General features: G+C 59.8%; 26 protein-coding genes. 11 read left to right on the top strand and 15 right to left on the bottom strand.

Annotation, left to right across the window (positions count from 1 at the left end):
- Window positions 1–31: 31 nt before the first annotated feature.
- The 3 genes from GHO03_RS01945 to GHO03_RS01935 all read left to right on the top strand — a co-directional run bounded on the left by GHO03_RS01945 (window position 32) and on the right by GHO03_RS01935 (window position 2,565).
- Window positions 32–1,039, top strand: coding sequence for a methionine ABC transporter ATP-binding protein (locus tag GHO03_RS01945; RefSeq protein ID WP_094999684.1), 1,008 nt, complete (start codon window positions 32–34; stop codon window positions 1,037–1,039).
- Window positions 1,039–1,713, top strand: coding sequence for a methionine ABC transporter permease (locus GHO03_RS01940; protein WP_094999685.1), 675 nt, complete (start codon window positions 1,039–1,041; stop codon window positions 1,711–1,713). Before GHO03_RS01945 ends, GHO03_RS01940 begins: the two co-directional genes overlap by 1 nt.
- Before the next feature lie 81 nt (window positions 1,714–1,794).
- Window positions 1,795–2,565: a MetQ/NlpA family ABC transporter substrate-binding protein gene (locus GHO03_RS01935; RefSeq protein ID WP_094999686.1), complete on the top strand. Its 771-nt coding sequence runs from the start codon at window positions 1,795–1,797 to the stop codon at window positions 2,563–2,565.
- Window positions 2,566–2,703: 138 nt separating this feature from the next.
- Here the strand turns inward: GHO03_RS01935 and GHO03_RS01930 are convergent, their stop codons facing one another.
- The 9 genes from GHO03_RS01930 to coxB form a co-directional block, all read right to left on the bottom strand.
- The gene (locus GHO03_RS01930; protein WP_153399008.1) at window positions 2,704–3,339 is read right to left on the bottom strand and encodes an SCO family protein; all 636 of its coding nucleotides are present in this window, start codon (window positions 3,337–3,339) and stop codon (window positions 2,704–2,706) included.
- Window positions 3,336–4,223, bottom strand: a complete 888-nt coding sequence (gene cyoE, locus GHO03_RS01925; protein WP_153399017.1) for a heme o synthase — start codon at window positions 4,221–4,223, stop codon at window positions 3,336–3,338. Before cyoE ends, GHO03_RS01930 begins: the two co-directional genes overlap by 4 nt.
- Window positions 4,223–5,272: a heme A synthase gene (locus GHO03_RS01920; RefSeq protein WP_153399005.1), complete on the bottom strand. Its 1,050-nt coding sequence runs from the start codon at window positions 5,270–5,272 to the stop codon at window positions 4,223–4,225. Before GHO03_RS01920 ends, cyoE begins: the two co-directional genes overlap by 1 nt.
- 11 nt (window positions 5,273–5,283) lie before the next feature.
- Window positions 5,284–5,877 carry a hypothetical protein gene (locus GHO03_RS01915; RefSeq protein ID WP_153399002.1) on the bottom strand — a complete coding sequence of 198 codons (594 nt, stop codon included), beginning with the start codon at window positions 5,875–5,877 and terminating at the stop codon, window positions 5,284–5,286.
- Window positions 5,852–6,589 (bottom strand): SURF1 family protein, encoded by a 738-nt coding sequence (locus GHO03_RS01910; protein WP_153398999.1) that lies wholly within the window; start codon window positions 6,587–6,589, stop codon window positions 5,852–5,854. Before GHO03_RS01910 ends, GHO03_RS01915 begins: the two co-directional genes overlap by 26 nt.
- Entirely contained in the window at window positions 6,586–7,473 is an 888-nt protein-coding gene (locus GHO03_RS01905) for a cytochrome c oxidase subunit 3 (RefSeq protein WP_094999692.1), read from the bottom strand. Before GHO03_RS01905 ends, GHO03_RS01910 begins: the two co-directional genes overlap by 4 nt.
- A gap of 12 nt (window positions 7,474–7,485) precedes the next feature.
- On the bottom strand, window positions 7,486–8,058 hold the full coding sequence (locus GHO03_RS01900; protein WP_372241697.1) for a cytochrome c oxidase assembly protein: 573 nt from the start codon (window positions 8,056–8,058) through the stop codon (window positions 7,486–7,488).
- A gap of 57 nt (window positions 8,059–8,115) precedes the next feature.
- Window positions 8,116–9,705 carry a cytochrome c oxidase subunit I gene (gene ctaD, locus GHO03_RS01895; protein WP_153398996.1) on the bottom strand — a complete coding sequence of 530 codons (1,590 nt, stop codon included), beginning with the start codon at window positions 9,703–9,705 and terminating at the stop codon, window positions 8,116–8,118.
- A gap of 82 nt (window positions 9,706–9,787) precedes the next feature.
- Window positions 9,788–10,912, bottom strand: coding sequence for a cytochrome c oxidase subunit II (coxB, locus tag GHO03_RS01890; protein ID WP_153398993.1), 1,125 nt, complete (start codon window positions 10,910–10,912; stop codon window positions 9,788–9,790).
- Between the two features lie 346 nt (window positions 10,913–11,258).
- Between coxB and GHO03_RS01885 the strand changes: the two genes are divergently transcribed.
- Window positions 11,259–11,894, top strand: a complete 636-nt coding sequence (locus GHO03_RS01885) for a hypothetical protein (protein WP_094999696.1) — start codon at window positions 11,259–11,261, stop codon at window positions 11,892–11,894.
- A 116-nt stretch (window positions 11,895–12,010) separates the two neighbouring features.
- Here the strand turns inward: GHO03_RS01885 and GHO03_RS01880 are convergent, their stop codons facing one another.
- From GHO03_RS01880 to GHO03_RS01870, 3 genes are read right to left on the bottom strand one after another with little or no spacing between them, the layout of a single operon-like run.
- Entirely contained in the window at window positions 12,011–12,724 is a 714-nt protein-coding gene (locus tag GHO03_RS01880) for a carbonic anhydrase (protein ID WP_153398990.1), read from the bottom strand.
- A 42-nt stretch (window positions 12,725–12,766) separates the two neighbouring features.
- Window positions 12,767–13,261: a DUF523 domain-containing protein gene (locus GHO03_RS01875; protein ID WP_094999698.1), complete on the bottom strand. Its 495-nt coding sequence runs from the start codon at window positions 13,259–13,261 to the stop codon at window positions 12,767–12,769.
- On the bottom strand, window positions 13,258–13,893 hold the full coding sequence (locus tag GHO03_RS01870) for a 2OG-Fe(II) oxygenase (protein WP_094999699.1): 636 nt from the start codon (window positions 13,891–13,893) through the stop codon (window positions 13,258–13,260). Before GHO03_RS01870 ends, GHO03_RS01875 begins: the two co-directional genes overlap by 4 nt.
- A gap of 153 nt (window positions 13,894–14,046) precedes the next feature.
- Here GHO03_RS01870 and GHO03_RS01865 point away from each other — a divergent pair, with 153 nt between their 5' ends.
- Window positions 14,047–14,799: a hypothetical protein gene (locus GHO03_RS01865; protein WP_094999700.1), complete on the top strand. Its 753-nt coding sequence runs from the start codon at window positions 14,047–14,049 to the stop codon at window positions 14,797–14,799.
- Window positions 14,800–14,818: 19 nt separating this feature from the next.
- Here the strand turns inward: GHO03_RS01865 and GHO03_RS01860 are convergent, their stop codons facing one another.
- A complete protein-coding gene (locus GHO03_RS01860) occupies window positions 14,819–15,760 on the bottom strand; it encodes an alpha/beta hydrolase (protein ID WP_095031540.1) in 942 nt (313 codons plus the stop codon).
- A 108-nt stretch (window positions 15,761–15,868) separates the two neighbouring features.
- Here GHO03_RS01860 and GHO03_RS01855 point away from each other — a divergent pair, with 108 nt between their 5' ends.
- Both GHO03_RS01855 and GHO03_RS01850 read left to right on the top strand, forming a co-directional pair.
- Window positions 15,869–16,453: a DUF6436 domain-containing protein gene (locus GHO03_RS01855; protein ID WP_153398987.1), complete on the top strand. Its 585-nt coding sequence runs from the start codon at window positions 15,869–15,871 to the stop codon at window positions 16,451–16,453.
- A gap of 40 nt (window positions 16,454–16,493) precedes the next feature.
- Window positions 16,494–18,875 (top strand): penicillin acylase family protein, encoded by a 2,382-nt coding sequence (locus GHO03_RS01850; protein WP_153398984.1) that lies wholly within the window; start codon window positions 16,494–16,496, stop codon window positions 18,873–18,875.
- A gap of 133 nt (window positions 18,876–19,008) precedes the next feature.
- Here GHO03_RS01850 and ubiA read toward each other — a convergent pair whose 3' ends face one another.
- On the bottom strand, window positions 19,009–19,899 hold the full coding sequence (gene ubiA, locus GHO03_RS01845; protein WP_095017874.1) for a 4-hydroxybenzoate octaprenyltransferase: 891 nt from the start codon (window positions 19,897–19,899) through the stop codon (window positions 19,009–19,011).
- The gene (locus tag GHO03_RS01840) at window positions 19,899–20,462 is read right to left on the bottom strand and encodes a chorismate lyase (protein WP_094999706.1); all 564 of its coding nucleotides are present in this window, start codon (window positions 20,460–20,462) and stop codon (window positions 19,899–19,901) included. The genes ubiA and GHO03_RS01840 overlap by 1 nt, the downstream gene beginning before the upstream one ends.
- A gap of 203 nt (window positions 20,463–20,665) precedes the next feature.
- On the opposite strand from GHO03_RS01840, the gene GHO03_RS01835 reads away from it, so the two are divergent.
- From GHO03_RS01835 to GHO03_RS01820, 4 genes are all read left to right on the top strand, one after another.
- Entirely contained in the window at window positions 20,666–20,833 is a 168-nt protein-coding gene (locus tag GHO03_RS01835) for a rubredoxin (RefSeq protein ID WP_003437744.1), read from the top strand.
- Window positions 20,834–20,873: 40 nt separating this feature from the next.
- A complete protein-coding gene (locus GHO03_RS01830) occupies window positions 20,874–22,022 on the top strand; it encodes an NAD(P)/FAD-dependent oxidoreductase (RefSeq protein ID WP_094999707.1) in 1,149 nt (382 codons plus the stop codon).
- A 189-nt stretch (window positions 22,023–22,211) separates the two neighbouring features.
- A complete protein-coding gene (locus tag GHO03_RS01825) occupies window positions 22,212–22,487 on the top strand; it encodes an HU family DNA-binding protein (RefSeq protein ID WP_016782719.1) in 276 nt (91 codons plus the stop codon).
- 190 nt (window positions 22,488–22,677) lie between these two features.
- Window positions 22,678–23,058, top strand: coding sequence for a helicase (locus tag GHO03_RS01820; RefSeq protein ID WP_094999708.1), 381 nt, complete (start codon window positions 22,678–22,680; stop codon window positions 23,056–23,058).
- The last annotated feature ends 8 nt before the right edge of the window (window positions 23,059–23,066 follow it).

The following is a 23,066-nucleotide window of genomic DNA, read 5'->3' as shown; positions in this document are numbered from 1 at the left end:
CTTCTATTTACGCGCCCACAAGGTTCGCTACGTGATTGAGTTTCATAACGTTCATAAAACTTACCGGGTTGCCGGTAAGGACATCCCCGCGCTGCACTCCACCACTTTGCGTGTTGAGAGCGGCCAGGTGTTCGGCCTGATAGGCCACTCCGGTGCGGGTAAAAGTACATTGCTGCGCCTGATCAACCGCCTCGAAACGCCGAGCGGCGGCAAAATCATCGTCGATAACGAAGACGTAACCGCGATGGACGCCAACGGCCTGCGCCGTTTCCGTCAGCAGGTCGGCATGATTTTCCAGCACTTCAACCTGCTGGCTTCCAAGACCGTGGCCGATAACGTCGCGATGCCTCTGACACTGGCCGGTGAATTGTCCCGCAGTGCCATTGATAAGCGCGTTGCAGAGTTGCTCGAGCGCGTGGGCCTGTCTGATCACGCCAAAAAATACCCGGCGCAACTTTCAGGCGGCCAGAAACAGCGTGTGGGCATTGCCCGTGCGCTGGCCACCAAGCCAAAAGTGTTGCTGTGCGACGAAGCCACCAGCGCCCTCGACCCGCAAACCACCGCCTCGGTGCTGCAATTGCTGGCCGAGATCAACCGTGAGCTGAAGTTGACCATCGTGCTGATCACCCACGAGATGGATGTTATCCGTCGCGTGTGTGACGAAGTGGCAGTGATGGACGCGGGGGTGATCGTTGAGCAAGGCCCGGTGGCCGATGTATTCCTGCACCCCAAGCACCCGACCACCAAGCGTTTTGTGCAGGAAGACGAGCAGATCGACGAGAGTGAGCAGCGCGACGATTTCGCTCATGTACCTGGTCGCATCGTACGCCTGACCTTCCAGGGCGAAGCTACCTACGCACCGCTGCTGGGCACCATCGCCCGCGAAACAGGTGTGGACTACAGCATCCTGGCCGGTCGTATTGACCGCATCAAAGACACCCCTTATGGGCAATTGACCCTCGCCATCACCGGTGGCGATATGAAAGCGGCGTTCGCCCGCTTCGTTGCCGCTGACGTTCATATGGAGGTGCTGCGCTAATGGACGCTTTCTTGAGTTTTTTCTCCAATATCGACTGGCTGGAAATCTGGCTGGCTACCGGCGACACCCTGATGATGCTCGGCGGTTCGCTGCTGTTTACCATCGTGTTGGGCCTGCCGCTGGGCGTGCTGCTGTTTTTGTGCAGCCCGCGCCAACTGTTTGAGCAAAAGGCCGTGTACGCCTTTCTTTCGCTGGCGGTGAACATTTTGCGGTCGCTGCCGTTCATCATCCTGCTGATTGTGATGATCCCCTTCACGGTACTGATTACCGGCACCTCGCTGGGCGTTGCCGGCGCCATCCCACCACTGGTGGTCGGCGCCACGCCGTTCTTCGCCCGTCTGGTGGAGACTGCCTTGCGTGAAGTGGACCGCGGCATCATCGAGGCGACCCAGGCCATGGGCGCCAGCACGCGGCAGATCATCACCAGCGCCCTGTTGCCTGAGGCGCGCCCTGGTATCTTTGCGGCGATCACCGTGACCGCCATTACCCTGGTGAGCTACACCGCGATGGCCGGTGTGGTGGGCGCAGGTGGTCTGGGCGATCTGGCGATCCGCTTCGGTTATCAGCGCTTCCAGACCGACGTGATGATCGTCACGGTGGTGCTGCTGCTGATTCTGGTGCAGATTCTGCAAACCGTTGGCGACAGGCTGGTGGTGCATTTTTCGCGCAAGTAAGTACGCCCCGGATTAATAAACGTAACCGCCAGCCTGTGGCTGGCAGATACCTGATTTCAGGTATACCCAAGGAGTTGCTGCATGAAGAAGTTATTTGCTGCTGTGGCCGCTGTTGCGGCGTTCTCGGCCCACGCGGGCGATCTGTCGGTTGCGGCCACCCCAGTGCCTCACGCCGAAATCCTGGAGTTCGTGAAACCTGCACTGGCCAAAGAGGGTGTAAACCTCAAGGTCAAGGTGTTCACCGACTACATCCAGCCAAACGTGCAGGTGGCCGAAAAGCGCCTGGACGCCAACTTCTTCCAGCACCAACCGTACCTGGATGAGTTCAACAAGGCCAAGGGCACCCACCTGATCAACGTTGCAGCCGTTCACCTGGAGCCGCTGGGCGCTTACTCGAGCAAGTACAAAAAGCTGGATGAAATCAAAGACGGTTCTACCGTGGTGATCCCGAATGACGCCACCAACGGCGGCCGTGCGCTGTTGTTGCTGGATAAGGCCGGGCTGATTACGCTCAAGGACAAGACCAACATCCTGTCGACCCCCAAAGACATTACCGCCAACCCCAAGAAGCTGAAGTTCCGCGAGTTGGAAGCAGCCACCATTCCACGGGTGCTGACCCAGGTTGATCTGGCGCTGATCAACACCAACTACGCGCTGGAAGCCAAGCTGAACCCGGAAACAGACGCACTGGTCATCGAAGGCAGCGACTCGCCTTACGTGAATATTCTGGTGGCTCGCCCGGATGACAAGGACTCGGCTGACATGCAAAAGCTGGTTGCAGCCCTGCACAGCCCGGAAGTGAAAGCGTTCATTCTTGAGAAGTACAAAGGCGCCATCGTTCCGGCGTTCTGACACCCACTGTCGGAGCAATCCCGCCCCTCTGTGGGAGCGGGCTTGCTCGCGATGGCATCATTGCGGTTTGTCTGAAAGACCGTGTCGCCTGCATCGCAGGCAAGCCAGCGCCCACCCAGTAACCTGCAGCCCCCCTCCTTACTTGCGTTCAACCAATCCCGGCAACTGGGCAATCATCTTCTGGTTGTTGAACGGTGCGCGGATAAACCCTCGCTGAGTGCCGTCCGGCCCGATCAGCGCAAGATTGCCACTGTGATCCACCGTGTAGTTCGCCTTGCTGGTATCGGCGGGAATAAACGGGATACTCACCGCGTTGGCGAGTGTCTGCAGCTCTTCAATGGAGCCCGGCGTCAGCCCCACAAACTGCGGGTCAAAGTAGCCCAGGTATTGCTTGAGCTGCTGCGGCGTGTCGCGATGGGGGTCAACGCTGACCAGCACGATCTGCAGCTTGTCCTGCACTTCTTCAGGCAGTTCACTTTTGATCTGGCGCAGCTGGGCGAGGGTTGTCGGGCAGATGTCCGGGCAGAAGGTGTAGCCAAAAAACAGCATGCTCCATTTGTCTTTCAGCGCGTTCATCACCACCGGCTGACCATCCTGGTTGGTCATCGTCACGTCCGGCAGTTGGCGGCTTTGCGGCAGCAAAATGATCCCGGCATCGATCAGCGACGTGTTATCGCCCTGGTTTTTACCCGACATCATTTTGTTAAACGTCAGGCCCATGACCAAGGCCACCAGCGCAACGAGAATAAAGACGGTCTTTTGAATTTTAGTCATAGGTTCAACATCAGATAGTGGTCGACAAGCAGCGCGATAAACAGCAGGAACAGGTAGTAGATAGAGTACTTGAACGTGTTGATCGCCGCGTGCGGCTGGGTGCCACGGTACAGCACCCACGCCCAATACAGAAAGCGTGCGCCCAACCCTAGCGCACAGCCCAGATAGAGCAAGCCGCTCATATGGATCACAAACGGCAGCAGACTCACTGCCAGCAGGGCACAGGTGTACAGCAGGATATGCACCTTGGTGTAGTGTTCGCCGTGAGTGACCGGCAGCATCGGGATATCGGCCTTGGCGTATTCTTCCTTGCGATGAATGGCCAGGGCCCAGAAATGCGGCGGGGTCCAGGCGAAGATGATCAACACCAGCAGCAACGGCTCGGCGGTGACCTGCCCGGTAACCGCCACCCAGCCCAGCAGCGGTGGGGCAGCCCCGGCGAGCCCCCCGATAACGATATTTTGCGGTGTGGCCCGTTTCAAAAAACCGGTGTAGATCACCGCATAGCCGAGCAGCGACGCCAGCGTCAGCCAGGCTGTCAGCGGATTGGTAAACACCAGCAGCAATCCCATGCCCGCCAGCGCCAGCAACAGAGCGAAGGTCAGCGCAGCAACCGGCGACACTCGCCCCTGTGCCAGCGGGCGCTTATGGGTGCGGGCCATGACGGCGTCAATGCGCCGGTCCACTACATGATTGACCGCGGCCGCAGCACCGGCACACAGGCTGATGCCCAGATTGCCGAAGATCAGCACCGGCCAGGGCACGCCGGCGCGGGTCGCCAGGAACATGCCCACCAGCGACGTAATCAGCATCAAGACCAGCACCTTGGGCTTGGTCAGCTCCAGATAATCGCGCCACAACGCCCGCTGTGCCTGCTCGCCCATCAAGGTCGCCACGGTTGTTCTCCTTTGAGGCTGTAGGTCCACCGGGAAAATCGTGGCGCCCGGGCCCGTACCAGCACTGCGCGTGCGTGGTAATTGACCAGCACCAGGGTCAGCAGCAAAGCCGCACCCCCGGCGTTGTGGGCCACCGCCACTGCCAGCGGCAAGCCAAACAGCACATTGCTCAGGCCCAGGCCGATCTGTGCCGCCAGCGCCACCAGCAGTAACCCCGCAAGACGGCTCATGCCGACCTTGCGCAATTGCCAGGCCAGACCCAGCAGCACGCCGGTCAGCAGCATGGCGCCCAAACGATGGGTGAGGTGAATCGCTGTACGGGCCTCGCTGTCCAGTTGCCCACCCAGATAGTTGGGGCCAATGTGCTGAGTCAGATGAAAACCATTGGCGAAATCGGCTTCAGGCCACCATTGGCCATGGCAGGTCGGCACATCAACACACGCCACGGCGGCATAGTTGGAGCTGACCCATCCCCCTAATGCGATCTGCAGGATTGCCAGCATCAGCCCGGCGCTGGCCCAACGTTGCAAACGCCGCGGTACCGCCAGCGCGGGCAATACGCCAGAGAGGCGCAAGGTCAGCAAAAACAGCAAACTCAAGGTGGCAAAGCCGCCGAGCAGATGCCCGGTGACAACCTGCGGCCATAGTTTGAGCGTCACCGTCCACATGCCAAAGGCCGCCTGGGCGATCACCACCAGCAGGATAAACAGCGGCAGCTTGAGCGGCTGATCGGGCAAGTGCCGCTGCCGCCAAGCCCGGGCCGCCAGCAGTGCGATCAACAGGCCCAGGGTGCCAGCGAAGTAACGATGGGTCATCTCGCTCCAACCTTTATCGGCCTCCACCGGGGTATCGGGAAAATGCAGCTCGGCATGGGCCAGTTGCGCCTCGGTCTTGGGCACGCTGATAAAACCGTAGCAGCCCGGCCAGTCAGGGCAGCCCAGCCCTGCATGGGTCAGGCGGGTGTAGGCGCCGAGCAGCACCACCACCAGCGCCAGCAAGGTGGCAAGCAAGGCGAGACGAAATCCGGCTTTGGCCATGGCGTAGCCCTCTATCCGATATTGGACAGCTTCAGCAGCAGGCGCAGGTCGTTGAGCACGTCCTTGCCGATCACCCCGTAGGCGTAGCGCAGCACCAGATTGCCGTGGGGGTCGATGATCCACAGTTGCGCTGCACCGTTGCCCTCGGCACCCTGCGTATAAGTTGGCAGGTCCAGGGCGTAGCGCTGCAGTTGCGGGTATTCGAGTTGCAGCTTGGCCGCGTAGGCCGCATCTACGGGGTGTGCCGCTGCCAGTGCGTGGGTTGCGCGGGAGGCATCGCGACCCAGGCCGATCTGCAGCTGGCGGGCCAGGTACACCAGTTGCTGGCAATCCGTAGCGCAACCCTGAGGCGCGGTCACCAGCAGCTGCCAGCGTTGTTCATCGGCCGTCACCCCAAGGGCAGCGCGGCTTTGCCCGTTGCCGATTAGCTCGCCGTGGTAGCTGCGGCTTTCGGGCAGCCAGAATTTGAGTTGGTACATGCACGTGACCAGCACCATCGGGCCGACGGTGAGCAGCAAAATAAGGATCAGTTGCAAGCGCCCGCGCCGTCGTGTGGTCGGGGGCAGGGTGCGTGTGCTTTCAGGCGGATTGATGGCCGTTCCCATGGCGTTTCTCCTGAGCAGTGTGCCAGCCGAGATACAGATAAAGACCGAGTAACGCCAGTGCCATGGCGAACCATTGCACGGCATAGGCGGTGTGTTTTTCCGGGCCCATGCCCGTGGAGATCAGTGGCCAGTCGGCCAGATACGCTGCGGACCCGGGGGCGATGCGCACCTCGTCGGCAAAGCCTTCACGGCCCAGTTCGGCCCACAGTTTGGCTGGCATCACGGCCGTTACCAGCCGTGGCCAGGGTGCGTTCAGCGGATCGGCGTGCAGCTGGAAGGGAGTGCCCGGTGATTGGTAAACCCAGGCCTGAATATCCAGTATCTGCTCCGGGGTGCTGAACTCGGGTGGCTTAAGGCGGCTCGGCCATGGCAACCAGCCGCGATTAAGCCACAGCCACTGGCCGCTGGCCTGATCCTGAAAGGGTTGCAGCAACTCCACACCGACCTTGCCATCGCGCATACGGTTGTCCAGGAGCAGGCTGTGTTGACCGTCGAAATGGCCGCGCAGCTGCACGCGGCGAAAGGCCGGATCATCGAAGGTGAGCAATTGCCCGACGGTCACCGGTGCAGCCACCTGACGCTCGGCGTAGTGGTTGAGCAACTCACGCTTTTGCTCGCCCCGGTCAAGCTGCCAGAAGCCCAGAAACACCAGCAGCGGCAGCACCGCCAACACCACCAGCGTGGGGGCAAAACCAGGGCGAAAGCGCGTCATAGCACGTAAACAAACAAGAACAAGCCGAGCCACACAACATCAACAAAATGCCAGTACCAGGTTGCGGCCTGGAATCCGAACTGGTGCTCGGCATTGAAGTGGCCGCGCACAATACGGATCAGCATGATCAGCAAAATCAGCGCGCCGATGGTCACGTGGGCACCGTGAAAACCGGTGAGCATAAAGAAGGTCGCACCATAGATGCCTGAGCCCAGAGTCAACCCCAGCTCTTTGTAGGCGTGAACATATTCCTCGGCCTGGAACCCCAGGAAGCCTGCACCCAGCAACACCGTCAGCCCCAGCCAGAACTTCAACGCGCCGCGATGGCCCTTGTTCAGTGCATGGTGGGCAATGGTGAGGGTAACGCTGGAACTGACCAGCAATACGGTATTAAGCAGCGGCAAGCCCCACGGGCTGATGGTCCCTTTGGGGGGCGGGTACAGGGCAGGGTCGGGGGTGTGCAGCAGTGGCCAGGTGAACTGAAAGTCGGGCCACAGCATATGTGCCACTGCCTTGCTGCCTTCGCCCCCCAACCACGGGCCGGCAAAGTGGCGTACATAAAACAGCGCACCAAAAAAGGCGAGAAAGAACATCACCTCGGAAAAAATAAACCAGGTCATGCCCCAGCGAAAGGAGCGATCGAGCTGCGAGCTGTAAAGCCCGGCGCGACTCTCTTTGATCACCGCGCCAAACCAGCCGAACATCATGTAGGCAACGATCAGACCGCCGACGAAAAAGATCAGCGGCCCGTGGGATTCAGGCCGCGCAGCCTTCAGATCGTTGAACCATGTCCCCAGTCCATACACCGTGACCAGCAAGCCAATGGTGGCAATGATCGGCCACTTGCTTTGCGCCGGGACGTAGTACTGATCGTGAGTTGCCATGGGGCGTTCTCCTTATCGGGAAGGCTGGTCAGCGGCCTTGCCGGCGATGGCGGCGAGGGGCGGATGGCGAGCGGTGATATCGAACAGCGTGTAAGCCAGCGTCAGGTGTTTCACATCCTTGGGCATGGCCTGATCGACGATAAAGCGCATGGGCATTTCGATCCGTTCACCCGGTTGCAGCACCTGTTGGGTAAAGCAAAAGCACTCGGTCTTGTGGAAGTACCGGGCCGCTTCGGCGGGCGAAATGCTCGGCACTGCCTGCGCCGACATCGGTTGACCGGTAGGGTTGTAGGCAACAAAGACCATCTCGTTGACAGCGCCCGGATTGACCACCAGTTGATCGCCCTTGGGGTAGAACTCCCACACCATGTCGATGGCATTGGTAGACAGGAATTGCACCCGTACCTGACGGCTCGGGTCGACCACTTGCTCCCCTTCGTACTGCCCGGCGGTCTTGCCATTGATGCCGAAGGCCTTGCACATCACGTCGTAAATCGGCACCAGGGCAAAGCCAAAGGCAAACATCACCACCACCAGCAGCGACAGGCGCAGGACCAGGCGTTTGATGGGGGTTGAGTTGTTCACGCTTGATCTCCTTGGAGCAAAAGCCCCTCTCCCAAAGGGAGAGGGGCCTTTGGCCTTTCACTTGATTTCCGGCGGCGTGGTAAAGGTGTGGTACGGCGCGGGCGAAGGCACGCTCCATTCCAGACCTTCGGCGCCGTCCCACGGCTTGGCCGGTGCTGGCGGCCCACCGCGGATGCATTTGATGACAATAAACAGGAACAAAAACTGCGTCGCTCCAAACATGAACCCACCAATCGACGACACCATGTTGAAATCGGCAAATTGCAGGTTGTAGTCCGGAATCCGCCGCGGCATACCCGCCAGTCCGACAAAGTGCATCGGGAAGAACGTCAGGTTCATGCCCACAAAGGACAGCCAGAAGTGCAGCTTGCCCAGGGTTTCGTCGTACATGTGACCGGTCCATTTCGGCAGCAAGTAGTAGGTCGAAGCGAAGATGCCAAAGATTGCCCCCGGCACCAGCACATAGTGGAAATGCGCCACCACAAAATAGGTGTCGTGGTACTGAAAGTCCGCCGGGGCAATGGCCAGCATCAACCCGGAAAACCCGCCGATGGTGAACAGAATCACAAAGGCCACGGCAAACAGCATCGGCGTTTCAAAGGTCAGTGAGCCTTGCCACATGGTGCTGGCCCAGTTGAACACCTTGACCCCGGTGGGCACCGCGATCAGCAGCGTGGCGTACATGAAGAACAGCTCGCCCACCAGCGGAATGCCCACCACAAACATATGGTGCGCCCATACGATAAACGACAGGAAGGCGATGCTGGCCGTGGCGTAGACCATCGAGGTGTAGCCAAACAGCGGCTTGCGCGAGAAGGTTGGAATGATCGCGCTGACGGCACCGAAGGCCGGCAGGATCATGATGTACACCTCGGGATGGCCGAAAAACCAGAACACATGCTGGAACAGCACAGGGTCACCGCCACCTGCGGCGCTGAAAAAGCTGGTGCCGAAGTGGATATCCATCAGCATCATCGTCACCACACCCGCGAGCACCGGCATTACCGCAATCAGCAGAAAGGCGGTGATTAACCAGGTCCAGACAAACAGGGGCATTTTCATCAGGGTCATGCCGGGGGCGCGCAGGTTGAGGATGGTGGCGATCACGTTTATCGCGCCCATGATCGAGCTGATGCCCATCAAATGGATTGCAAAAATGAAAAAGGTCACGCTTTCGGGTGCGTAGGTCGTGGACAGCGGCGCGTAGAACGTCCAGCCGAAGTTGGGCCCACCCCCGGCGGTGAATAGCGTCGAAATCAGCAGTAAAAATGCGGCGGGCAACAGCCAGAAGCTGAAATTGTTCATCCGTGGCAAGGCCATGTCCGGTGCGCCGATCATCAGCGGGATCATCCAGTTGGCCAGGCCGACAAACGCCGGCATCACCGCGCCGAAGACCATGATCAGACCGTGCATGGTGGTCATCTGGTTGAAAAAGGCCGGGGCCACGATCTGCAGGCCGGGCTGGAACAGCTCGGCGCGAATCACCATGGCAAACGAGCCGCCAAGCAGAAACATGCAGAAGCTGAACCACAGGTACAAGGTGCCGATGTCCTTGTGGTTGGTGGTCAGCACCCAGCGCATCAGGCCTTTGGCCGGGCCATGGGCCTGACCGTCTGCATGGCCGTGGTCATCGATAACAGCACTCATGTCCTGACTCCTGCAAACAGCTGGACCAAGAAGCCAGTGGCAGATTGCCCCCGACCGTTACGTGCACACATCCCCGGGCGGCTCATTTGCCTTGTTCCTGCTTGAGGGCCAGCACGTCTTTTGGTGTCACCATGTCGCCCTTGTTGTTGCCCCAGGCATTGCGCTCGTAAGTCACCACCGCAGCGATGTCGACTTCCGACAGTTGCTTGCCGAAAGCGGCCATGGCGGTCCCCGGTTTGCCGAAGAACACGCGGTGCAGGTGGTCGGCGGCAGGGCCGGTGGCAACAGGAGAACCCTTGAGTGCCGGGAACATCGGCGGCAGGCCCTGGCCCTGAGCCTGGTGACAGGCCACGCAGGCGGTGTGATAGACCTTGTCGCCACGCGCCACCAACTCCTCGAGGGTCCACTCTTTACTGGTCAATTCCTTGAGTTGCGCGGCCTGGGCCTTGCGTTCGGTCAACCAGGCGTCGTAATCGGCCCTGGTTTTGACATCAACCACTATCGGCATAAAGCCGTGGTCCTTGCCACACAGTTCGGCGCACTGGCCGCGGTAAAGGCCAGGCTTCTCGACGCGGGTCCAGGCCTCGTTGATAAACCCCGGAATGGCGTCACGTTTGACTGCAAAGGCCGGCACCCACCAGGAATGGATGACATCGGCCGAGGTCACCAAAAACCGCACCTTGGCGCCTATGGGCAAAACCAGCGGTTCATCGACCTCGAGCAGGTAATGCTCGCCCTTGGGGGCCTGGTTGTGGATCTGGTCGGCGGGGGTGGCCAGGTTGCTGAAAAACTCGACGTCCTGGCCCAGGTATTTGTAATGCCATTTCCACTGATAGCCAGTGACCTGGATATCCACATCCGATTCACTGCTGTCATAGATATGGATCAGGGTGCGGGTCGCGGGTACAGCCATGGCGATCAGGATCACCAGGGGGATGACTGTCCACAGGATTTCGACTCTGGTGCTCTCATGAAACCTGGCCGGTTGCTGGCCGGTGGAGCGACGGTGAACGATCATCGACCAGAACATGGCCCCGAAGACGATGATGCCGATCACCACACAGATCCAGAAGATGGTCATGTGCAGGTCGAAGACCGCATGACTGACTTCGGTTGCACCTGGCGTCATATTCACGGTCCAGGCCGCTTGTGCCTGGCTGAACACTGACCACAACAGCAGGCCCATCCATAACTGTGGATGTCGCATCGCGGTGTTCCCCTTTATTTTTCTTGTTATTGCGCCGGTCTGCATCTGTACACGGGCAGCGCTACAAGGGGGCGGTGTTCCAACCAGCTGTTCCTTACCGCCGAGCCTCGTCTGCTCAAGCAGTCGGGCGTCATCGAATAACGGTTACAAAAACGAGTATAGACACAGGGCCCGGCCCCGCAATATGAGGGGCCAAAACAATGAAATAAGGGGCCATCGACAAATGGCACTCACTGCCCGGTCACAAAATGAATGACAATACTCCCCCTGAAAAACCCCTCTCCTTGACCTGAGAGGGCTACTTTTTTAAAAGTACCCCCCTGTCTAGCACCCCCCTGGAGTTCCCATGAACACCGCCGCCATCCGCGTGCAGATCTCGCGTGCCCAAGACCATGAGGCTGAAACGGGCCTGCTCGCCAAGCATCTGGCCGCTCAATTGCCACACCTTCACACCGCCATCCAATTGCCTGAAGTCGACCGTAATGTGGTGATGACGCGTTTCGTCAGCGCCTATATCGACCAGGTGCCCGACTTGCTCGATGCGGCCAATGAAGTCGCTCGCGAGGCCGGTATCGAGTCGCAGATCAAGCCGATCCTGAAAATCGCCGAGCAATTCTTTGCCCAGCCATTGCCGCTGCTCGTTGGCCACGAAGGGCTGGAGGGTTTGCTGGACGAAGCGTACCTGGCGCACCGCCTGGTCGAAGAGGTCAACGACCTCTATATCAAGCACTTCCAGCAGCCGTTGATTCCGCTGGACATGACCGTGGCCAACCTGATCGCCCACCAGTTGATTGGCGAAGACTTTGCCAACCAGCTGGATGCCGCCGTGCATCATGCGGTTGACCTGATGCTCAACGAAGAGAGCTTTGCCCTGGAGTCGGTCGAAGCCTATCGCGAGCGCCTGACCAGCCCTGAAACGGGCGCAGCCTGGAAGCGCTGGCCGTGCCTGTCCAAGCAATTGGGTGTTGGCCTGGCGTTGTAAGATTTTTGCAGGCTTTTTGTGGGAGCTGGCTTGCCTGCGATGCAGACGCTGCGGTTTAACTGACATACCGCGCTGATGCAATCGCGAGCAAGCCCGCTCCCACCGCTTATGCGCGTTTAAAACCGCGCTTTGGGCGTCGCGCTCGGGATCGGGCTGGTGCCGTCCAGTGGCAGGAATTCGCCCTTGTCGGCGTCGTAGGCCTTGATTGCGCTGGTTTCGATGTCGTAGACCCAGCCATGGATAAACAGATGCCCATTGGCCATACGCGACGCTACCGACGGGTGCGTGCGCAAGTGCTGCAGCTGGGCAATCACGTTTTCTTCGGTCAGCACGTGCATGCTTTCAGATTCATTGGCGCAGTTGCAGTTGTCCTGCACCATGGTCTTGGCCACTTCTACGTGGTGCAACCAGGCTTTTACCGTCGGCATTTTTTTCAGGCTGGCGGGGTTGAGCACGGCGCGCATCGCGCCACAATCGGAATGCCCGCAAATAATGATGTGCTGCACGCCCAGTGCCAGTACCGCGTACTCGATCGCCGTGGAAACACCACCGTTCATCTGACCGTAAGGCGGTACAACGTTGCCGACGTTACGGGTCACGAACAGATCGCCCGGTGCGCTCTGGGTGATCAGCTCGGGCACGATGCGCGAATCGGCACAGGCAATAAACATCGCACGGGGGCTTTGCGCCGTGGCCAGCTTTTTGAAAAAGGCTTCTTGTTCAGGGAAGATTTCGTGATGAAAGTGCAAAAAACCATCAACGATATGGTGCAGTGCTGAATCGGCACTTTCAGCTGCGGCCGAGGGCTGCGATTTAGGCTTGTCAGTCATCGTTGTATCCCTGGGCAATGTGATGACGGATATTACCTGAACTCATTTCTGCGTCAAAACACCCAGTGCTTTGGCCGCTTCTTCGAGCTCCAGCTCACTGAAAACCTGCACCCCTGCACGGGTCAGCAAGGCTGCAGTCACGCCCTGCCCCTCGACTTTGACACCCCTAAAGCTGCCGTCATAGGTCAGTCGATTGCCGCAGGACGGGCTGTTGGCCTTGAGAATGGCAATGCGGATGCCGTGGCGCTCAACCAGCGCCAGTGCCTGACGCGCGCCGGACACAAACGCCTCGGTTACGTCTTCGCCTTCAGTGGTAATGACTGCAGCCTTGCCCGCGAGCACCTCGACCCCTTGGCCGCCGGGGATCTCTGCTGCAGCGCGTGGCGTGGGCAAGCCGCCCGCCACTTCCGGGCACAAGGCAATCACCCGGCCTTCGGCCTGCCATTGCGCCAGTAGTGCATAGGGGCCGCTGGCGCCGCCGTCGTAGCGTACGCGATGCCCCAGCAGGCAGCGACTGACCAGTACTTTGGGGCTCATACAAACACCTCGGTGGCACGACGGCGAAACCAACCGGTCAACGACAGACGGTCACGGGTCGCAGGCATGACTTCATGGGGGATTTCGCCCGAGAGAAAGACCACCAGACACCCGCCGGTCGGCAACACGTCATAGTCGATATCGCCGTCCAGGTACATGCGCAAATGCCCACCATGCTCGGGCAGCCAGCCCTGGTTGAGATAGACCACGGCCGAAACCATGCGCCGGTCATCATCCCGAAAGCGGTCCAGATGCTTGAGGTAAAACGCACCGGGCGGGTAGAGCGCAAAGTGGCTTTCAAAGTCCTCCAGGCCCAAAAAAAGCCTGCGATTCATGGCGATTCGCAGGCTTTCCATTAACCCCAGGTAACTGTCGCAAGCCAGCGCCTCTCCCGGCTCCAGCCATTGGATATGGTCACCGCGTATTCCCTCGCGTACCTCCTGAGTCACACCGCGGCCGACCGCTGCCGGGGTCAGTTCGCCTTCAGCTGAACGTTTATGGCACTCAGCCGCCAGTTCGAGGGTCAGAGCCTCGGGCAGGAAAATATTTTGCTGTGACCATCCCTGCGTATACAGGTCGTCGACGATGCGTAGCAACAGCGGGTGATCAGAGGGTATTTGCATGGCGCGCATAGTATCGAGCCGCCTCAAAATCTGACAGCTCCGTCTGGCTGGCAATGTCGAAATAAATCACCTGCACGCTTTAATGCCCATATGAGCGAGACGAATTCTCGACAAGTCCTACGCCACACCCGGACAATAGCGCCCTGCAGACAGGAGCCCCTCATGCGCCGCTTGTTTTTACTGTTAATGATGTTTTGTACGTTACCCGCATGGGCAGACAACCTTGATGATCTGTTTACGGTCGCCGGCTGGCCGCAACAACGTGAGCACTTCAATGATGCGCTGGGCGCTGCTCAGGAGCGTTATCGCAACAATTTGCCGCCAGCGGTCTACCAGGCGTTGGTCAACAACAGTAGCCAGCGTTTTGCACCTGCGGCGATGGATAAGCGGGCCAAGGAACAGATGCGTAGCAACTTGCCTGATCCGAAGCCGGCGCTGGTGTTTTTCCGCTCGCCATTGGGCGGCAAAATTGTCGCCGCCGAGCTGTTGGCCACGCGCCGCGATCAATTGGCCATGCATGCGCAGGGCCTGCCGCGCATGGACGCCGACGCTACCCGCCAGTTGCTGATCAATCATTTGTCTCGCGCACTGCCTGCCCGTGAAGCCGGGGCCGAAGTCAGCCTGGCGATTGCCGGTGTTGCCGCGGACAGCTTGAGTTCGATGATCCCGGGGCTACTGGGTGGCGGGCAAGCGCAGAGCATGTTGAACGGGCAGCGCCAGCGGTTGATGGATCAGATCGGCGGCGAGCTGGATAACACCTTGCTCTACGTGTATCGCGATCTGTCTGACCCGGAGCTGGAAGAGTTCGTTACCTTTGCGCAATCGCCTGAAGGCAAGACCTATTATCAAGCAGCCCTGGCAGCGGTTCGCGCCGGGCTGGCAGTGGGGCAAAGCACTGCCAACCTGAACCCATAGGACAGCGCCCTTCAGGGTCTCAGAAATACTTGTCCAGAAAAGCGAAATATCGCTCACGTATCTCGGGCGTTTCATTCGCCAGATGGTGCCGGGCTTCAGGCAACAGCAGTGTCTGCGGCTGATTGAACTTGGCCTTGAGCACCTCAAGGTTATGCTGCCAATCCACCGTTTTATCGTCCTGACCCTGAATCACCAGCGGCTGACGCGCACTTGGTGCCGCGCCTTCAATTCGCGGGATCCAGCGCGCCAGGGCACCCACCCAGGCCGTCGGCAAGCGCACCGGTTGCAGAGGGTCGGCTTGCAGAAACGGCAAAAAAGCCGGGTCGTTGGAGTTTTCGCTAAAACGCCGGGCAATGCCTTTGACGAACGGGCGCAGCAGGTAGTAGCTGAGTTTCGACCAGCTCCAGCCCTTGGGTCGCACCAGGGGCGAAAGCAGTATTGCCTGGCCCTGTGCCGGGCTTTGCGCACCGCAGCGCAACAGGTGATCGAGCACAATCGCTCCCCCCGTGCTTTGCCCGCACAGATGCCAGGGCTGCGGCAACTGCAATGATTGCGCTTCGATAAACAGGCCTTGCAGCACTGCCTGGTACTGCGCGAAATCGTCGATACTGGCCCGCTCGCCACTGGACAGCCCGTGCCCCGGCAGATCACAGGCGATCACTACAAATCCGTGGTCCAGCCCCCATTCGATCACATGCCGGTAAAGCCCCATATGATCGTAAAACCCGTGAATCACAAACAAGGTCGCCACGGGTGACGAGGCTGGCCACCACACCTGACTGACGATCTCGTAACCCCCCGCAGTGAAGCGCCCCAACTGACGTTTGACTGGCGCCTGACGATGGGGAAAATCCAGACCGTAATAACGCTGATACGCCAGGGCTTCACTCGATAACGGCTGGCCCGCCGCCAGCGGCTGCAGGCTGGCGCGCAAGGAATCGGGAGAAAACAGGGCAGGCATAGAGGCTTCCAGACAGGGCGCAGGCGCGCAAAACAGGCTTTATAGACCTTCAATATTCATCTGTCAGGTCAAGCATGGCAAGCTACGCGGCCTTCAAGGAGCTTTCCAATGCCGGTGCCCCCGTTCAAAACCCTGTTGGCCTGCCTGCTGACGCTGATCTGCGCGGTGGGGTTGTGGACGGCCTACGACTGGTTCCAGGGCCGCTATATCCGTGCCTTCAGTGATCAGGCCGCTTTGTTCTCCGGGGATGTACTGAGCCTGCCCGCCGAACTGTCGGGTCCGGGTGCCATTCGCGTGGTGCACTTCTGGGACCCGGCGTGCCCCTGCAACGTCGGCAACCAGCAGCACCTCAGCGAGCTGCTGGCTCATTACGCGCCCCAAGGCGTCGAATTCTACTCACTGCAAAAGCCCGGCACTCACGGTCAATTACCCGCCACCCTGGGCGCGATCAAGGCGCTGGCCAGCCTGCCCGGCGCCGAGCATGTGAGTGCCAGCCCGGCCGTGGCCATCTGGGACCGCAGTGGCCAACTGGCCTACTTTGGCCCCTACAGCGAAGGGGCCACCTGCAACGCCAGCAACAGTTTCATAGAACCCATCCTGCAAGCCCTGAGCGAAGGTCGCCCGGTCAAGGCCACCCATACCATGGCGGTGGGCTGTAACTGCTCCTGGCAAGATAAAAGCGCCGCCCACTGATATCGCCCCGGCGCGTACGACCAGAACAAGGAGTTGCTTCATGAATCGCAGCCTGACCGTTATCGCCGTTGCCATTGTCGTTCTTGCAGGCGGCGGGGCCTGGTACGTGCAGAGCAAACTGCCCGTACGCCAGGGGCAAGTGGCGCTTGCAGCGTTGCAGGGGCCGGTCACGGTGCGTTATGACGAGCGCGGTGTGCCGCATATTCGTGCAGGCAACCAGGCGGATATGTACCGGGCCCTGGGCTACGTTCAGGCACAAGACCGGCTGTTTCAGATGGAGATCATGCGCCGCCTCGCCCGAGGCGAACTGGCCGAGGTGCTGGGCCCCAAGCTGGTCGATACCGACAAGCTGTTTCGCAGCCTGCGCATCCGTGAGCGGGCTGCGAGTTACTTGACTGAGCTGGATCACCAGTCCCCGTCATTTCTGGCCTTGCAGGCGTACCTGGACGGGATCAATCAATACCAGGCCAACAACCCCAAACCCGTGGAGTTCGACCTGCTGGGCATCGCCCCCCGGCCCTTTACCGGCGAAGATACCATCAGTGTCGCCGGCTACATGGCTTACAGCTTTGCCGCCGGCTTTCGTACCGAACCGCTGCTGACCTATATACGTGACCAACTGGGCAGCGATTACCTGAAAATCTTCGACCTCGACTGGCAGCCCCAGGGCGTATTGTCTCCTGCACTGGCGGCCAGCGACTGGGAAACCCTGGGGGCGCTGGCCCAACTGAGCGATCAGGCCCTGAGCCAGGCGGGCTTGCCGCAGTTTGAAGGCAGCAACGCCTGGGTGGTGTCAGGCAAACGCACACAAAGTGGCAAGCCACTGCTGGCGGGTGACCCGCATATCCGTTTTGCGGCACCGTCTGTGTGGTACGAAGCGCAGCTGTCGGCACCGGATTTCGACCTGTATGGCTACCATCAGGCGCTGGTGCCGTTCGCTTTTCTGGGCAACAACCGCGATTTTGGCTGGAGCCTGACCATGTTCCAGAACGACGACCTGGACCTGATCGCGGAAAAGACCAACCCCGCCAACCCCAACCAGGTGTGGTACCACGGCCAGTGGGTCGACATGACCCGCAGCGAGCAACAGATTGCCGTCAAGGGCGAGGCGCCGGTGACCCTCACCCTGCGCCAGTCACCCCACGGGCCGATTATCAATGACGTGCTGGGCGCCACGGCGGGCAACACGCCGATTGCCATGTGGTGGGGCTTTCTGGAAACGAAAAATCCGATCCTCGAAGGCTTCTACCAGCTCAACCGCGCCGACACCCTGAGCAGGGCGCGTACGGCAGCGACGTTTATTCAGGCGCCGGGGCTGAACCTGGTGTGGGCAAACGCCAAGGGGGATATCGGATGGTGGGCAGCAGCGCAGTTGCCCAAACGCCCGGCGGGGGTCAACCCGGCATTCATCCTCGATGGCAGCACCTCACAGGCCGATAAAGACGGTTTTTACCCGTTCAGCGCCAACCCCCAGGAAGAAAATCCGGCGCGGGGTTATATCGTGTCAGCCAACTTCCAGCCATTGTCGCCTGTCGGCATCGAGATCCCGGGTTATTACAACCTGGCTGATCGCGGCCAGCAGCTTGATCGTCAGCTCCGCGATGACAGCGTCAAGTGGAACCTGAAAAACAGCCAGGCCCTGCAGCTGGGTACTGCCACGGGCTACGGTGAGCGTGTGCTCAAGCCTCTGTTGCCGGTGCTGCGCGAAGTGGTCACGGACCCGGGCGAACGCAAACTGGTGGAGCAACTGGCACAGTGGAAAGGCGATTACCCGTTGAATTCAACGGTAGCCACGGTGTTCAACCAGTTCCTGTACAGCCTCACAGAAGTCACCATGGGCGACAAATTGGGCGACAAATTTTTTGACGCCATGCTCACGACCCGTGTGATCGATGCGGCTTTGCCGCGCCTGGCGGCAAGCCCTGATTCACCGTGGTGGGATAACCGCAGCACAGCACACAAAGAGACTCGCGCCGATACGGTCAAGGTTGCCTGGCAGGCCAGCATTGCCCACCTGAAGAGCACCCTGGGTGATGACCCCGGGCAATGGCGCTGGGGCCGTGCCCACACCCTGACCCACGTTCATCCGCTGGGGCGGCAGAAGCCGCTGGACTGGCTGTTCAACGTCGGCCCCTTCGCTGCACCCGGTAGCCACGAAGTGCCCAACAACCTCAGCGCCAAACTCGGCAACGCCCCGTGGCCGGTGATCTACGGCCCGTCCACCCGGCGCCTGATCGACTTTGCCAACCCGTCTCACGGGCTGACCATCAACCCGGTGGGTCAAAGCGGCGTGCCGTTCGACAAACACTACCGCGACCAGGCCGAGTCCTACATTGAGGGCGATTACGACAAGCCGCATATGGAGGAAAACGAAATCCAGCTCAATACCCGCAGCACCTTGCGGCTGGTGCCAGCGGGGTAAGGCCGATGTGGGAGCGGGCTTGCTCGCGACTGGATCGTCGCGGTCTTGCAGCGCCACCGCGCTGTCCGCATCGCGAGCAAGCCCGCTCCCACAGGGGTTGGGTCAGCGTTGAAAAAACTCGCGGGGCAGGGGCTCAAGCCACCGCATAATTGAGCACGATCCCCACAAAAATCGCCAACCCTGCCCAGTGGTTGTGCAGGAAGGCCTTGAAGCAGCGCTGCGGATCACGGTCGCGGGTGTACCAGAATTCCCACACAAAACAGCCCGCCGCCGCCAGCAGGCCAAGGTGGAACCAGCCGCCCAGCTCAAAGTGCGACCCTGCCAGCAGCAGGCAACCCAGGGCCAGACCCTGCAGGCTGAGGATGATCACGCGGTCGGCATCGCCAAACAGGATGGCGGTGGATTTAACCCCGATCTTGAGATCATCTTCGCGGTCGGTCATGGCGTAGTAGGTGTCGTAGGCCACTGTCCACAGCAGGTTGGCGATGTACAGCAGCCAGGCCGCAGCCGGCAGGCTGCCGGTCTCGGCCGTAAAGGCCATCGGTATGCCCCACGAGAACGCTGCGCCCAGCACCACTTGCGGGTAGTAGGTGTAGCGCTTCATGAACGGGTAAGTGGCCGCCAGTGCCAGCGCGCCAAATGAAAGCCAGATGGTCGGAGCATTGGTGCACAGCACCAGCAGGAAGCTGACCCCCATCAACAGCGCAAAGAACACCAGGGCTTCTTTGCTGCTGATTTTGCCACTGGCCATAGGCCGTTGTTCTGTTCGTTTGACATGACCATCCACCTTGCGGTCGGCAAAGTCGTTGATCACGCAGCCGGCAGCACGGGTCAATACCACGCCTAAGACAAAAATCAGCAGGTTACCCAGCGAGGGTACGCCTTTGGCGGCCACCCACAATGCCCACAAGGTCGGCCACAGCAGCAGGTAGATGCCGATGGGCTTGTCCATGCGGGTCAGCTGGATAAAGTCCCAGGCACGGGGGTTGAAACGGTTGAGTGATTTGAGCAGGCGCGTGTACATCAATTGTTCTCCGACCGGGCACCGAGGGCGGCCCACAGTTTGGGTAAAAACACTTCGGCCACCAGCACGCTCAGTTTGCCACGCACAAAGCGCGAGCGGCGTGCCCACAGGTGATCGACCTGATCAGCCTGCGGCAACCAGTTACGCGGGTAGTGGCACACCTGCAGGGCTCCGCGCTCAAAGGCCTGGTCGCTGAACAGCAACTCCCCCAGCGAGCGGTTGCCCAGTTCGTCCATGTTCAGGCCACCCTCTTGCAGTGAGCTTTTACCCGCGACACTGCGTGCAAACACCCAAGGCTCACCGTGCCCACGCAAATACACTTCGCGCACCCAGCCCTGAACGCCTTCAGGCAGGTCCAGCGCAGCGCATTCATCCGGGCGCAGTACTTGCCAACCTTCATAAAGTGGAAGCACGCTGAAGGCATTATCTGAAATTGCAGTGAGACGCCGAGTCAGAGAGCCCTCGTCAAATAGCCAGTCCAGGGTCTGTGTGTCAGGCAGCGCAGGAAGTTGGCCTTGTTCAAGCCAGACAGGGGGGATAAGCGGAGAAGTTATGTGCGGCACGGTGGGTCATAATTGGCAGCCATTGAGGTCGGCGAGCTTATCACGCGGATCCTCGAATGAGCGTCCAAGGGACTTTTGCCCGTATTGGTGCTTGCATCTGCGGGTGGTCATCAGTACAAAACGCCCTGAATTTGACGAGTAACACGGCGCCTGTTGATAAGTCCGTGGCCTTGTCCAAGCCTGAACCTTTAGGAAATACCCAGATGAAGAAGTGGCAATGCATTGTATGTGGACTGATTTATAACGAAGCCGACGGCTGGCCGGATGATGGCATCGCCCCCGGTACCCTGTGGCAGGACGTACCTGAAGACTGGCTGTGCCCGGATTGTGGCGTCGGTAAAATGGATTTCGAGATGATTGAAATCAACTGATCAACCCTTTTAAAACCTGATTCAACTTCTGGAGATTGGCATGAACGCACCTGTCGTGATCGTTGGCACCGGGCTGGCCGGCTATAACCTGGCCCGTGAGTTTCGCAAGCTGGACAGCGAAACCCCGCTGCTGTTGATCACCTCCGATGACGGGCGCTCTTACTCCAAGCCAATGCTGTCTACCGGCTTTGGCAAAAACAAAGAGGCTGACGGCCTGAGCATGGCCACGCCCGAGGCGATGGCCGAGCAGCTCAAGGCCCAGGTGCGTATCCATACCCGCATCAGCGGTATCGACCCGGGCCACAAGCAATTGTGGATCGGTGAAGAGGCGGTGCCCTATCGTGACCTGGTGCTGGCCTGGGGTGCGCAAACGGTGCAGGTCCCGGTGGAGGGCGACGCCCAGGATGCGATCTTCCCGATCAATGACCTGGAAGACTACGCGCGTTTTCGCGCAGCTGCCGCAGGTAAACGCCGCGTCCTGATCCTGGGCGCCGGGCTGATCGGCTGCGAATTTGCCAACGATTTGATCGCAGGCGGTTATGAGGTCGATCTGGTCGCGCCCTGCGAGCAAGTGATGCCTACCCTTTTACACCCCGCTGCTGCAGCGGCGGTGCAGGCTGGCCTCGAAAGCCTGGGCGCACGCTTTCATTTGGGCCCGGTGTTGACCCGCCTGCAACGTACCGACAGCGGCCTCGAGGCGCATTTGTCGGATGGCAGTGTCGTTCCGTGCGATGTGGTGGTGTCCGCCATCGGTTTGCGCCCTCGCATTGATATGGCCGCCGCTGCGGGGATCAAGGTCAATCGCGGGGTTGAGGTGGATCGTCAGCTTAAAACCTCTCACTCCCATATCTACGCGCTGGGCGATTGTGCCGAGGTCGACGGCCTTAACCTGCTGTATGTGATGCCGTTGATGAGTTGCGCCCGGGCGCTGGCGCAAACCCTGGCAGGCAACCCGACCGCGGTCAGTTACGGAGCCATGCCCATTACGGTGAAAACCCCGGTTTGCCCGCTGGTGGTGTCACCTGTGCCGCGTGGCTACGAGGGTGTGTGGACCGTGGAAGGTCAGGGCGCCGATATCAAGGCGCTGTGCCGCGACGCAGACGGCAAGTTGCTCGGTTATGCGCTGACGGGTGAGGCTGTTCGAGAAAAACTCGCGCTAAACAAAGAGCTGCCTGCACTTTTGGCGTAAAAGCGGCTCATTCTGTCGCATATGCCATTGCCTTGACTCAACAAAGCCTGTGCAGAGGCTGGCGCCGACCTTGGTCGCGTGCCATTCTCACACGGGTCTGCCGCAGTTTAGAGCCTGCGGCGCCTTGGGCGCTGTTCCGTAGAGAGCAGCACGGACATAACAACAAAAAACCGTCAATGAGGCTTCATCATGCGTAAACCCGATCTCGCCGCAGCTATCGCTGAAAAGGCTGACCTAACCAAAGAACAAGCCAACCGCGTTCTCAATGCGGTGCTGGAAGAAATCACCCAGGCCCTGCATCGCAAGGACAGCGTTACGCTGGTCGGCTTTGGCACCTTTATCCAGCGCCATCGCGGTGCCCGTACGGGGCAAAACCCGCAAACCGGCCAGCCGGTCACCATCAAGGCCAGCAACACGGTGGCGTTCAAACCGGGCAAATTCCTCAAGGACAGCGTGAATCCTTAAGGCGCGGGCTACATGAAGAATGGGCAAGCTGGCCTTGCCAGCGGCCCGTTCTTGAGAAAACACGGGCCGATTGTGCGGCCATAAGTGGCAAAACCTAGCCCATCTACGCCTAACTCTGCAGAAATATGGCGTTCTTCGCTCAAATCGTTACACTGCGCCGGCCATTTTTTATTTCCCCGAGGCCGCGTACATGAAATTTCGTTTTCTGCTCTGGATGCTGGGCTTTTTGATGGGCAAAGCCAGCCGCAACAATCCTGCTTTCCAGCAACAATTGGTGGACAAGGATCTGGTGTTCCAGCTGCAAACCCTCGACGGCAAAGTGGCCCGTCATTTCAAGGTCAAAGACCAGCGCATCACCAGCCACGGCGGCCTGTACCCCGAGCCGGCGTTTGCCATCGCCTTTAAAGATGCCGCCTACGGCTTCGCTACGCTGCAGGCGAAGAACAAGCAACTGGCGTTCATGACAGGGATTCAGGACAAGTCGATTCAGATCAAGGGCAACCCGGCGCTGGTGATCTGGTTCCAGGGCCTGACCAAGTACCTCAAGCCGCGTAAAAAGGCCAAGGCTTAAGATCAAGA

This window comes from Pseudomonas sp. FSL R10-1339, assembly GCF_009600545.1.
GTDB classification, from domain to species: domain Bacteria; phylum Pseudomonadota; class Gammaproteobacteria; order Pseudomonadales; family Pseudomonadaceae; genus Aquipseudomonas; species Aquipseudomonas bubulae.
This window is presented reverse-complemented; position numbering and strand designations above follow the sequence as displayed.

Excerpts from the sequence above, each read along its gene's own strand:
- GHO03_RS01940 (WP_094999685.1), top strand. The coding sequence starts at position 1,039 with ATGGACGCTTTCTTGAGTTTTTTCTCCAATATCGACTGGCTGGAAATC.
- GHO03_RS01935 (WP_094999686.1), top strand. The coding sequence starts at position 1,795 with ATGAAGAAGTTATTTGCTGCTGTGGCCGCTGTTGCGGCGTTCTCGGCC.
- GHO03_RS01930 (WP_153399008.1), bottom strand. The coding sequence starts at position 3,339 with ATGACTAAAATTCAAAAGACCGTCTTTATTCTCGTTGCGCTGGTGGCC.
- cyoE (WP_153399017.1), bottom strand. The coding sequence starts at position 4,223 with ATGGGCGAGCAGGCACAGCGGGCGTTGTGGCGCGATTATCTGGAGCTG.
- GHO03_RS01920 (WP_153399005.1), bottom strand. The coding sequence starts at position 5,272 with ATGGCCAAAGCCGGATTTCGTCTCGCCTTGCTTGCCACCTTGCTGGCG.
- GHO03_RS01915 (WP_153399002.1), bottom strand. The coding sequence starts at position 5,877 with ATGGGAACGGCCATCAATCCGCCTGAAAGCACACGCACCCTGCCCCCG.
- GHO03_RS01910 (WP_153398999.1), bottom strand. The coding sequence starts at position 6,589 with ATGACGCGCTTTCGCCCTGGTTTTGCCCCCACGCTGGTGGTGTTGGCG.
- GHO03_RS01905 (WP_094999692.1), bottom strand. The coding sequence starts at position 7,473 with ATGGCAACTCACGATCAGTACTACGTCCCGGCGCAAAGCAAGTGGCCG.
- ctaD (WP_153398996.1), bottom strand. The coding sequence starts at position 9,705 with ATGAGTGCTGTTATCGATGACCACGGCCATGCAGACGGTCAGGCCCAT.
- coxB (WP_153398993.1), bottom strand. The coding sequence starts at position 10,912 with ATGCGACATCCACAGTTATGGATGGGCCTGCTGTTGTGGTCAGTGTTC.
- GHO03_RS01885 (WP_094999696.1), top strand. The coding sequence starts at position 11,259 with ATGAACACCGCCGCCATCCGCGTGCAGATCTCGCGTGCCCAAGACCAT.
- GHO03_RS01880 (WP_153398990.1), bottom strand. The coding sequence starts at position 12,724 with ATGACTGACAAGCCTAAATCGCAGCCCTCGGCCGCAGCTGAAAGTGCC.
- GHO03_RS01875 (WP_094999698.1), bottom strand. The coding sequence starts at position 13,261 with ATGAGCCCCAAAGTACTGGTCAGTCGCTGCCTGCTGGGGCATCGCGTA.
- GHO03_RS01870 (WP_094999699.1), bottom strand. The coding sequence starts at position 13,893 with ATGCGCGCCATGCAAATACCCTCTGATCACCCGCTGTTGCTACGCATC.
- GHO03_RS01865 (WP_094999700.1), top strand. The coding sequence starts at position 14,047 with ATGCGCCGCTTGTTTTTACTGTTAATGATGTTTTGTACGTTACCCGCA.
- GHO03_RS01860 (WP_095031540.1), bottom strand. The coding sequence starts at position 15,760 with ATGCCTGCCCTGTTTTCTCCCGATTCCTTGCGCGCCAGCCTGCAGCCG.
- GHO03_RS01855 (WP_153398987.1), top strand. The coding sequence starts at position 15,869 with ATGCCGGTGCCCCCGTTCAAAACCCTGTTGGCCTGCCTGCTGACGCTG.
- GHO03_RS01850 (WP_153398984.1), top strand. The coding sequence starts at position 16,494 with ATGAATCGCAGCCTGACCGTTATCGCCGTTGCCATTGTCGTTCTTGCA.
- ubiA (WP_095017874.1), bottom strand. The coding sequence starts at position 19,899 with ATGTACACGCGCCTGCTCAAATCACTCAACCGTTTCAACCCCCGTGCC.
- GHO03_RS01835 (WP_003437744.1), top strand. The coding sequence starts at position 20,666 with ATGAAGAAGTGGCAATGCATTGTATGTGGACTGATTTATAACGAAGCC.
- GHO03_RS01830 (WP_094999707.1), top strand. The coding sequence starts at position 20,874 with ATGAACGCACCTGTCGTGATCGTTGGCACCGGGCTGGCCGGCTATAAC.
- GHO03_RS01825 (WP_016782719.1), top strand. The coding sequence starts at position 22,212 with ATGCGTAAACCCGATCTCGCCGCAGCTATCGCTGAAAAGGCTGACCTA.
- GHO03_RS01820 (WP_094999708.1), top strand. The coding sequence starts at position 22,678 with ATGAAATTTCGTTTTCTGCTCTGGATGCTGGGCTTTTTGATGGGCAAA.